General features: G+C 61.5%; 10 protein-coding genes and 1 pseudogene. 6 read left to right on the top strand and 5 right to left on the bottom strand.

Annotated features, from left to right (window positions below):
* Window positions 1-126: 126 nt before the first annotated feature.
* From ACZYTC_RS26475 to ACZYTC_RS26465, 3 genes and pseudogenes are all read right to left on the bottom strand, one after another.
* Window positions 127-261 (bottom strand): annotated as a pseudogene (locus ACZYTC_RS26475) (plasmid stabilization protein); the annotation flags it as partial.
* Window positions 262-388: 127 nt separating this feature from the next.
* Complete coding sequence (locus ACZYTC_RS26470) at window positions 389-1,390, bottom strand: DNA topoisomerase IB (RefSeq protein ID WP_441770623.1); 1,002 nt, start codon at window positions 1,388-1,390, stop codon at window positions 389-391.
* A gap of 528 nt (window positions 1,391-1,918) precedes the next feature.
* Window positions 1,919-2,074: a DUF3309 family protein gene (locus ACZYTC_RS26465; protein WP_434960621.1), complete on the bottom strand. Its 156-nt coding sequence runs from the start codon at window positions 2,072-2,074 to the stop codon at window positions 1,919-1,921.
* 35 nt (window positions 2,075-2,109) lie between these two features.
* Here ACZYTC_RS26465 and ACZYTC_RS26460 point away from each other — a divergent pair, with 35 nt between their 5' ends.
* Together ACZYTC_RS26460 and ACZYTC_RS26455 are read left to right on the top strand one after the other, a co-directional pair.
* Window positions 2,110-2,565 carry a hypothetical protein gene (locus ACZYTC_RS26460; RefSeq protein ID WP_434960622.1) on the top strand — a complete coding sequence of 152 codons (456 nt, stop codon included), beginning with the start codon at window positions 2,110-2,112 and terminating at the stop codon, window positions 2,563-2,565.
* A gap of 63 nt (window positions 2,566-2,628) precedes the next feature.
* Window positions 2,629-2,835 carry a CsbD family protein gene (locus tag ACZYTC_RS26455; RefSeq protein WP_434960623.1) on the top strand — a complete coding sequence of 69 codons (207 nt, stop codon included), beginning with the start codon at window positions 2,629-2,631 and terminating at the stop codon, window positions 2,833-2,835.
* Between the two features lie 101 nt (window positions 2,836-2,936).
* On the opposite strand, the gene ACZYTC_RS26450 is transcribed toward ACZYTC_RS26455, so the two are convergent.
* A complete protein-coding gene (locus tag ACZYTC_RS26450) occupies window positions 2,937-3,827 on the bottom strand; it encodes a DUF72 domain-containing protein (RefSeq protein WP_434960624.1) in 891 nt (296 codons plus the stop codon).
* Between the two features lie 269 nt (window positions 3,828-4,096).
* Between ACZYTC_RS26450 and ACZYTC_RS26445 the strand changes: the two genes are divergently transcribed.
* Window positions 4,097-4,600: a sigma-70 family RNA polymerase sigma factor gene (locus ACZYTC_RS26445; RefSeq protein WP_434960625.1), complete on the top strand. Its 504-nt coding sequence runs from the start codon at window positions 4,097-4,099 to the stop codon at window positions 4,598-4,600.
* Between the two features lie 175 nt (window positions 4,601-4,775).
* Here ACZYTC_RS26445 and ACZYTC_RS26440 read toward each other — a convergent pair whose 3' ends face one another.
* Window positions 4,776-5,021 (bottom strand): DUF982 domain-containing protein, encoded by a 246-nt coding sequence (locus ACZYTC_RS26440; RefSeq protein ID WP_434960626.1) that lies wholly within the window; start codon window positions 5,019-5,021, stop codon window positions 4,776-4,778.
* A gap of 157 nt (window positions 5,022-5,178) precedes the next feature.
* Here ACZYTC_RS26440 and ACZYTC_RS26435 point away from each other — a divergent pair, with 157 nt between their 5' ends.
* The 3 genes from ACZYTC_RS26435 to ligD all read left to right on the top strand — a co-directional run bounded on the left by ACZYTC_RS26435 (window position 5,179) and on the right by ligD (window position 8,937).
* Window positions 5,179-5,370, top strand: coding sequence for a hypothetical protein (locus ACZYTC_RS26435; protein WP_434960627.1), 192 nt, complete (start codon window positions 5,179-5,181; stop codon window positions 5,368-5,370).
* Window positions 5,371-5,522: 152 nt separating this feature from the next.
* Complete coding sequence (gene ku, locus ACZYTC_RS26430; RefSeq protein WP_488990920.1) at window positions 5,523-6,398, top strand: non-homologous end joining protein Ku; 876 nt, start codon at window positions 5,523-5,525, stop codon at window positions 6,396-6,398.
* 1 nt (window position 6,399) lies between these two features.
* On the top strand, window positions 6,400-8,937 hold the full coding sequence (ligD, locus tag ACZYTC_RS26425) for a DNA ligase D (protein WP_488990919.1): 2,538 nt from the start codon (window positions 6,400-6,402) through the stop codon (window positions 8,935-8,937).
* The last annotated feature ends 13 nt before the right edge of the window (window positions 8,938-8,950 follow it).

The following is an 8,950-nucleotide window of genomic DNA, read 5'->3' as shown; positions in this document are numbered from 1 at the left end:
AAAAGCGCAGATCCGGCCTTCTGCAGAAGGCCGGATCTGCGCTTGATGCCACTTCAACCGCAGCGCAATGACAAGGGGGTCAGTTCCTCACTTCGCCAAAGGGGTCAAATCCTCGCTTCGCTTGACATCCTTGTTGACGGTGGCCCAGGCGCGCCTTTCGGCCTCCTTCTCGGATACGCCGCGAGCCTCGTAACCCTCGGCGATATGGTCGGCCTTGCGTTCCTGCTTGTCGGTATATTTCGACTTGTCTCCACGGGGCATGATGGGCCTCCTTTGTGCTGGTCCTCCAAACCAATACGGCCGTGCCAGGTTCCCGAATGGCCTCGACATGGCGAAAATCGTCGAGGAAATCGAGGAGGGCCCGCATGTCCGGACGCGAGCGATCCGATCAGACGGTCTGCTCTTTTGTGGCCAGAAGATGCAGCGCCGCTTCCGCGCGGCGGCGATAGCTGCTCGAACGGGCCTTCATGAACGCTGCGCGCAGCTTGCCGGTTTTGAAGGAGTCGAGGATGAGGGCCGGGACATAGCTCTTGCGGGCGACCGCCGGTGTGTTGACGAGATGATATGATACCTGGCGTATGACGGCGGCAATCTGCCGTTTGCGGCCTGTTATGTTAAGAGCCGGCGTCAGGGCGGCGAGTTCCTGGACGGCCCATTTGCTGGCGCCCAGCAGGCGCAGATCCTTGGCCGTGACGTCGATGCCGGAAATGTCGCGCAGATAGGCGTTGATGTCGCCTGCTTCGATGGGGTGGAGGGCGCCGTCCGCACTTACGAACTGGAACAGCCTCGGCCCCGACAAGGCGCGCAGGCGGCCGAGGGCGCGGGCGAGGGCGGCATCGTCCGTCATGCAGCGTATGGGCTTGCCGCCCTTGCCGCGAAACCGCAGTTCGACCCGGCCCGCCTTGATAGTGAGATGCCGTTTGAGCAGGGTGGCGGCGCCATGGCTGCCATTGTCCCGCGCATAGGCGGTGCCACCGACCCGTATATGCGTGCTGTCGATCAGGGCGACGGCGCAGGCGATGGCCTTGTTCCGATCCAGCTTCGGAGAGGCGAGGTCGCGGCGGACAGCGGCCCGGATCCTGGGAAGCGTGCGCAACAGCTTTACCATGTTCAAGGCCTTGCGGTTTTCCCGCCGGCGTTCCCACTCGGGATGATAGCGATATTGCAGCCGTCCCGCTTCATCCCGACCGACCGCCTGGATATGCGCCCGTTCGTCGGACGCGATGCGGACCTGAGAATAGGCCGGTGGAATGGCCAGGGCGCGAAACCGCGCCAGGGCCGCCTTGTCGGCGATCCGATGGCCCTGAGCATCGAGATATGAAAACCCCCGCCCGCAGCGGCGCCGGCAAAGGTCGAGTTGATTGGGCGATACGATCCTCAATCTTGGCATCGCTCCCTCCTAGAGCAACGTGCGATTTCTCCGAACCGCACTTTTACTCTAACTCTTTGTTTCGACGCGTCTTTGCGATTCCAGGTGACCCGGTCAAATCGCAAAACGCTTTAGCAGCGGATCAACGGCGCAAAAAGGGACTGGTTCCAAACGCAGCGAACACATCAGGCTATCCGCCCAGGGAACCCCTATGGTTGTCGAGGGTTAGGGAGAGTGTACCGAGCCATGTGTGGCGTAGTCCACGAGACGGTTGCCGCAAGGATGGCTGTGCTCAAAGGAGCGATACCATGAGATCCAAACAAGGCGGAACCGGCATGGCGCCCTATGCGGCCGAGTCTCGGCACGAAATCCGCACGCTTGGTCGCGATGGACAACGAAATGCTGAAGGGCAGCTGATGCCATCCGGCGCGGCGTTACCCCCGCACTCGTCAGGCAGGCTGCAGAGAGATCGGCTCCCAAACCAGGGAGCGTGGAAGAAGGCGGCACGAAACGCAAGCGGGCACCGCCGTCGTCCCAGTCTCGATAGAATCACAATCGACCTAACAGGAGCAGCAAGAGCAGAATGACGACGACAAGGCCGAGGCCGCCACTCGGCCAATATCCCCAGCCGGTCGAATAAGGCCATCTTGGCAGGGCGCCAAGCAGTGCAAGTATAAGAATAACGAGGAGAATTGTGTAAATCATGCTAATCTCCTTTCAATCGGTGGGTAGAAACTCACATGATTGGGAAATTGTTCCGTGTATGTATGATAATTACTGACAGATTTCTGAAGGCATATTCAGGTATCTGGAGAATTCCTTGTGAAGATTGGCTGAAATCGACATTCCGCGGCACGCTCGCCCTGTTGCAGATGCCGATATCGGACCAGTCAGCAATCTTTCTGGTTGGGGAGGATACGATGTCCCGCCTTCGTCTACTGGTATCTCTTGCGGGTGGATTCGCCATCGTCAGGCTGCTCGACGAAAATCGGCGTCTACGGGTGGAACTCGACGCCCGTATGGCCCGGGAAGCAATCTTGGACGAGAAGTCCAAGCGCGGATTGGGCGGGGAGCGCCATGCCGGGACTGAGGCGATGCGCTATCCTCCTGGGCAGTGGGATGAAGTGGATGAGGCGGCGGACGCATCCTTTCCCGCCAGCGATCCCCCCGCTTTCAATAGCCGCCGCACGACATGAATGGGCTTCAGAACATTTCGGCTCCTGGCGAGTTTGGTAGCGGTCTCGAAACAGGAGGACGACATGGATTGGAATCGCGTGGAAGGAAACTGGAAGCAGCTCAAGGGTCAGGTGAAGGAGCAATGGGGCAAGCTCACCGACGACGACCTGGATGTCATTGCGGGTCAGCGTGAGCAGCTCGAGGGCAAGCTTCAGGAGCGCTATGGTCTCACCAAGGACAAGGTCCGCTCGGAGATCGATTCCTGGTACGCCAGCCGGAACTGGCAATAAAACAAGCGCCCCGGATCACCGTTCGCGTGGTCCGGGGCGCGCTTGATTTCGGGGGAATCGCGGCCACGGCGGCGCGTAGCGCCTCAATCGGCACAATAGGTCTAACTCTTTGCTTGAATCGTAAAACGTTGGAGCCGCTCCATCAAGGTCTGGGCATCATGTGGTGCCTGCAGCTTGTCGGTATTGTCGAAGAAGACGAAAACGTCGCGCCGTCGCGATATGTCCTCGGGCTGTCCCACCAGCCGGCTTTCGACCGGTGTCCTGCCCAGGGCCCACGCCTTTACCCGTCTTGCCCAGAGATCGATCGCCTCAGCATCGTAAGCGCTGCGATAGAGTTCCTTTGATCCATGCAGCCGGCAATAGATGAATTTCGACGTGACATCCATGACAAGCGGCCAGTCGACACTGTCAGCGCAGACGAGGGTCACATCGTGCTCGCGCAGCAGTGTGATGAAATCGCTGACGAGGAAGCTCTCGTGTCGGATTTCGAGAGCATGTCGTATCGGCTGCTCTCTCGGCGTCTTCAGCCACGGTTCGGTGCGGAGTTTGTCGTCATGCTTCCTGGCGGCATGCACGGCGGCGGCGGTATCGCGAGGCAGTTGCTTCAGGAAATCCGCGAGTAGATCCGCATCGAACCGGAAACTGGGCGGCAGCTGCCACAGGATCGGGCCCAGCTTGTGCTCCAGGCGTAATACGCCGGAAGCGAAGAAATTGGCGAGCGGCGCCGAAATCTCGCGCAGCCGCTTGACGTGGGTGATGAAGCGCGGGGCCTTGACGGCGAAGACGAAATCATCGGGGGTCTGCTCGAACCATCGCGCGAAGGTCGTCGGCGTCTGCAGACGATAGAAAGTGCTGTTGACCTCTATCGTCTTGAAAACACTGCTGGCATAGGCGAGTTCGCTCCTGTGCGGCAGTCCTTCGGGATAGAATTTGCCGCGCCAGGGCGGGTAGTTCCAACCCGATATGCCGATGCGGACATCTGCACGGCGCATGCCGATCTCCCCCACGCGGTCCAAACCCATTTTTGATCAAACCGGCACCGGCACATGCTGTTCCAAGTGCGCTATCCAAAGGAACGAGCGGCAGCAATCGGGACGACGCGGGTATCGAAGATGAAGGACGGCGGGCTGCGGCGACTCGAATGAAGGTGTTGAGGTTTATCGCTTAGGGGCGGAACAACCTTCGCGCTCCCTGCGTTGAATTAGCACACCACACCATCTCAGCCGCCAAAGGAAGGGGATTTTCCTTGCCGGATATTCATGTGACCGAGAACACTGAGCGGACCGACATAGTAAAGCTGATCCCTGCCTTGCGCGCTTTTGCACGCACCTTCTGTCAGGAACCCACCGATGCCGACGACCTGGTTCAGGAAACGCTTCTCAAGGCTCTCGCCAATATCGATCAATTCGAACCGGGAACCCGGTTGAAGTCCTGGCTCTTCACGATCATGCGCAACAGCTATTGCACAAAGGCCAAGAAGAGGAGCCGTGAGGTGCTGCGCGGCGACGACACGCTGTTCGATAGTGCGGTGCCGTCGGGCGAACAGGAATGGAACGTCAGGATGGGTGAAGTCGGCCGAGCGTTCCAGAACCTGCCCGACAAATACAAGGAGATCATCGCCCTCATCGTGATCCTGGGCGAATCTTATGAGAACGCGGCGCAGATCTGCGGCTGTGCCGTGGGCACGGTCAAAAGCAGGCTCAACCGGGCGAGGGCCCGCCTGACCTTTGAAATGGGCGAGGAGGATTATAGGCAAGCGAGCTAGTCACGCACGCTCGGCCTGCCGCAATATCCGCGTTCCTGGTAGAAGTCGGAGCGCCTCGCCAGCCAACCGTTACAAGCTTGTAGCGGCACCGTGTTGGCAGGCCTCCTGTCGGGCGACTCCCGGGGAGCGGGCAGGGTAGCCGTCATGCATGCCTTCTCAAGGCATCACGGGAATTTCAAGGCATCACGGGAATTTCGGCTTCCTTGCAGGCTTCGAGGAAGGCGGCTCGCGCATCGTCGGGCCCCCCGATCCCGGCCAGAACATCCAGACAAGTCCGCTGCGCTTCGATGAATTTCGGCCCGATATCAGCAGACCATTCGTTCTGCAAATAATAGGATGCCTCTTCGGTGGAAGTCAGAATCCTGACGTTTCCGCTGTCGGCTCCGAGCTGGACCGGGCGGCTCCAGGGTTGGGTGTCCATATCACATCTCCTGATTAACAACCCGGGTAGGGTCGGATGGTTCCGGGCGGAGCGCGCCATGACCGGTTGGCGCAGGCAGGCAGTCTCCGCCCTTGAGGAACGTATCGGCAGGAAAAGGGTTTGGGGGCGACAAGCAGATCGAGAGAAGGAGGCTGACATGACCCCTACGATCGAAAAGGACAATGTCCAGCCGGCCCCGCGCGATGGGCGGGATACGCAAAACATTACAGCCGATACCGTTCGGCAGGGGCCAGCGGGCTGGCGGGTCCTTTATGTGCTGGTGGTGGGAACGGTTGGCGCTGCCCTGGCCTGCCTCGTTGCTTATCTGGCCTGGGCATATCTCCGATAGGATTGGGCCCTTTCGTTCCGACGCCATCGGACGGCAAGGCCGACAACGACGGAGCGCAGGAACAATCGCACCGACGCTCGGTTTGAGGAATAGTCGCGGGTGTCGTCGCCAGAGCTCTCGCGGCGGTCATCGTCGAGCCTGGAGGTAGATCTATGGCGCCACGAGCGAACTGGAAGGGATTCCTGAAAATTGCGGAGGTTGCTTGTCCGGTTGCGCTCTACACGGCCGCATCGGCTTCCGATCGCATAGTATTTCACACGCTCAACCGTGCAAACGGCCATCGCGTCCATCGTGTCTTCATCGATGGCGAGACTGGCAAGACCGTGCCTCGGGAAGAGCAGGTCAAAGGCTATGAGACAACACCAGGCGACTATGTCGCACTGGAGCCGGAGGAAGTCGCATCCGCCGTGCCGGAAAGCGACAAGACTCTGGCCGTCGACGCCTTCGTGCCATGCAGGGAGATCGACGATGTCTATTTCGACAACCCCTATTATCTCGCGCCGGCCAATGGGGAGGCCGAGGAAGTCTATGCGGTGATCCGCGATGGCATGAGCGCCGGCGAGGTCGCGGCGCTGGCCCGAACCGTACTGTTCCGGCGGGTCCGGACGGTGCTGATTCGGGCGCATGGGCCGGGGCTGATCGCGACCACGCTCAATTTCGACTATGAGGTGCGCCCGGCCGAGGAGGTCTTCGATGACGTTCCGGACCTCACCATCGAAGGCGAGATGCTGGATCTGGCCAAGCACATCATCCAAACCAAGTCCGGCGCATTCGATCCATCGCAATTCGAGGATCGCTATGAACAGGCCCTCGCCGATCTGGTCAAGGCCAAGATCGCAGGAAAGCCGGTTCCGGTCCGCAAGGAGCCTGCCCGCGAAAAGGTGGTTGATCTGATGGCGGTCTTGCGCGAAAGCGCGGGGGTGACTGGCATCAAACCGGCGCGGCGATCCTCGGCGCCCCCCAAGGCCGCTCGCAAGACGACCACGCGCAAGACGACTGCGCATAAGACTCGGCGCAAGGCGGGCTGAGATGAGCGCGCTCGAACCCTATCACCACAAACGCGATTTCAAGGTGACCCCCGAACCCAAGGGACGAGCCGGTCGCAGGCGCGGCAACAGCTTCGTGATCCAGAAGCACGACGCCAGGCGGCTGCATTATGATTTCCGGCTCGAGATGGACGGCGTGCTCAAAAGCTGGGCGGTAACCAAGGGACCCAGCCTGGTCCCCGGCGAAAAGCGCCTTGCCGTGCATGTCGAGGACCATCCGCTCGACTATGGAGATTTCGAGGGAACCATCCCCAAGGGGGAATATGGCGGCGGCACCGTGGTCCTGTGGGATCGGGGCACTTGGCAGTCGATCGGGGATGCGCATCGGGGCTATGACAAGGGGCATCTGGAATTCGAGCTGAAGGGCGAAAAGCTTGCCGGCCGCTGGCATCTGATCCGGATGCGCGGCAAGCCACGCGAAAAGCGCGAGAACTGGCTACTGATCAAGGCAGAGGACGAGGCCGCTCGTCCGCCGGACGCCCCCGACATTCTGGAGGAACGGCCGGAATCGGTGAAGACGGGCCGCGATGTCGCCGAGATTGCGGGCGAAGAACCGGGCTGGTCATCCAAGACGGGCAGGATTGCTCCCAAGGCCAGGCGGACCCGGCAACCAGCAGGTCGACACAAGCCCGGCACCGTCTCCGATCCGGCCTCGATCAAGGGGGCAAAGAGGACGCCGATGCCGGATTTTGTCGAGCCGACGCTCGCGACGCTCGTTGCCAAGGCGCCGACCGGTCCCGATTGGATCCACGAGATCAAATTCGATGGCTATCGCCTGCAGGCGCGCATCGAGGCAGGGCGGGTCAAGCTCCTGACCCGCAGCGGTCTCGATTGGACCGGAAAGTTCGGCAAGCGGGTGCCGGCAGCATTGCAGGCCCTGCCGATAGGCTCGGCGCTGCTCGATGGCGAGTTGGTGGTCGAGGCCGGCACAGGAGCCTCTGATTTTTCCTCTCTGCAGGCCGATCTGAGCGAGGGTCGCTCCGACCGCTTCGTCTATTATGGCTTCGATCTCATCCATCTTGACGGCTATGACCTCCGGGCCTTGCCGCTCGTCCGGCGCAAGATGCTTTTGCAGGAACTGCTCGCCGATGCCGGGGCGGAGATCCGCTTTTCCGATCACTTCGAGGCGAGCGGCGCCATGGTCCTGCGTCACGCCTGCCGGCTGAGCCTCGAAGGCATCGTCTCCAAGCTTCGCACAGCCCCCTACCAATCCGGGCGCGGCAGGAGCTGGGTCAAGTCCAAATGCTCGGCGCGCCAGGAGTTCGTGGTCGCCGGCTATGTGCCATCGACGATATCCCGAAAGGCGATCGGATCGCTCGTCCTCGGCGTCTATGAAGACGGGGGCCTGGAGCCGGTCGGCCGGGTCGGCACCGGATTCACCCGTTCGGTCGCCGAAGCTCTGTTCGGGCGCCTGGAGGGCATGCGCGTCAAGCAGAACCCGTTTGCCCGCCCGCTCACCGCCGAGGAAGGGCGGGAGGTGCGTTTCACGCGCCCGGACTTGGTGGCCGAGGTGGAATTCCGGGCCTGGACGGCCGATCGTCATCTGCGCCATGCTGCCTTTCGCGGTCTTCGCGAGGACAAGCCGGCAAAAGAGGTCGTCAGGGAGACCAGGAAAAAGGCAGGAACCATGGCTGCAGCACCGCGCCGAACCGTGAAGCTCACCCATCCCGACCGGCTCTATTGGCCGCAGGAAGGCGTGACGAAGGAAGGGCTTGCCGATTACTATGCCGAGGTGTGGCGCGCCATGGCCCCCTTCGTCGTCGGCCGACCGCTGGCCCTGCTGCGTTGTCCCGATGGCATCGAGGGACCTCGCTTCTTCCAAAAGCACGCCTGGAAGGGCGTGAACGAGCACATTCTTCAGGTGAGCGACCCCAAGGACCGGGATGGCGAGCCCCTGATCGCGATCGAGGACCTCGACGGCCTGATCGGCCTGGTCCAGGCTGCCGTCCTGGAGATCCACCCGTGGGGATCGACGCTCGCCGATTGGGAGCGGCCCGATATGATCACAATGGATCTCGATCCCGGTGACGATGTCGCGTGGGGCGAGGTCATCGCAGCCGCCGAACAGGTGAAGGAGCGGCTGGAACAGGCCGGGTTAACTGCTTTCGTGAAGACGTCGGGTGGCAAGGGGCTGCATGTAGTCGCTCCCTTGAAGCCGAAAGCCAACTGGCCGAAGGTCAAGGCTTTCACCAAGGCCATGGCCGATGCCATGGCCGCCGACAGTCCGGATCGCTTCGTCTCAACCATCGCCAAGGCAAAACGCCACGGCAAGATCCTGATCGATTATCTGCGCAATCAGCGCGGCTCAACGGCGGTTGCGCCCTATTCGACGCGAGCGCGGCCGGGTGCCGCCGTTTCCATGCCGCTCGCCTGGGAGGAACTGGCGCCCGCGATCGGGCCGGCCTATTTCACCGTGACGAACACGCCGACGCGGCTATCGGCCCTTGCCGCCGATCCCTGGGCGCATTTCCTCGAGGCGGCCGTGCCCCTCGAAGCCCGGACGGTGCGCAAAACAGCTTGAGAGAGGGCGGTAC

Source organism: Labrys sp. F242 (assembly GCF_057813875.1).
The sequence above is the reverse complement of the archived record's forward strand: the minus strand, read 5'-3'. Positions and strand labels throughout refer to the sequence as shown.

Coding starts and splice junctions, on each gene's coding strand:
- ACZYTC_RS26470 (WP_441770623.1), bottom strand. CDS start 1,390: ATGCCAAGATTGAGGATCGTATCGCCCAATCAACTCGACCTTTGCCGG.
- ACZYTC_RS26465 (WP_434960621.1), bottom strand. CDS start 2,074: ATGATTTACACAATTCTCCTCGTTATTCTTATACTTGCACTGCTTGGC.
- ACZYTC_RS26460 (WP_434960622.1), top strand. CDS start 2,110: ATGATTGGGAAATTGTTCCGTGTATGTATGATAATTACTGACAGATTT.
- ACZYTC_RS26455 (WP_434960623.1), top strand. CDS start 2,629: ATGGATTGGAATCGCGTGGAAGGAAACTGGAAGCAGCTCAAGGGTCAG.
- ACZYTC_RS26450 (WP_434960624.1), bottom strand. CDS start 3,827: ATGCGCCGTGCAGATGTCCGCATCGGCATATCGGGTTGGAACTACCCG.
- ACZYTC_RS26440 (WP_434960626.1), bottom strand. CDS start 5,021: ATGGACACCCAACCCTGGAGCCGCCCGGTCCAGCTCGGAGCCGACAGC.
- ACZYTC_RS26435 (WP_434960627.1), top strand. CDS start 5,179: ATGACCCCTACGATCGAAAAGGACAATGTCCAGCCGGCCCCGCGCGAT.
- ku (WP_488990920.1), top strand. CDS start 5,523: ATGGCGCCACGAGCGAACTGGAAGGGATTCCTGAAAATTGCGGAGGTT.
- ligD (WP_488990919.1), top strand. CDS start 6,400: ATGAGCGCGCTCGAACCCTATCACCACAAACGCGATTTCAAGGTGACC.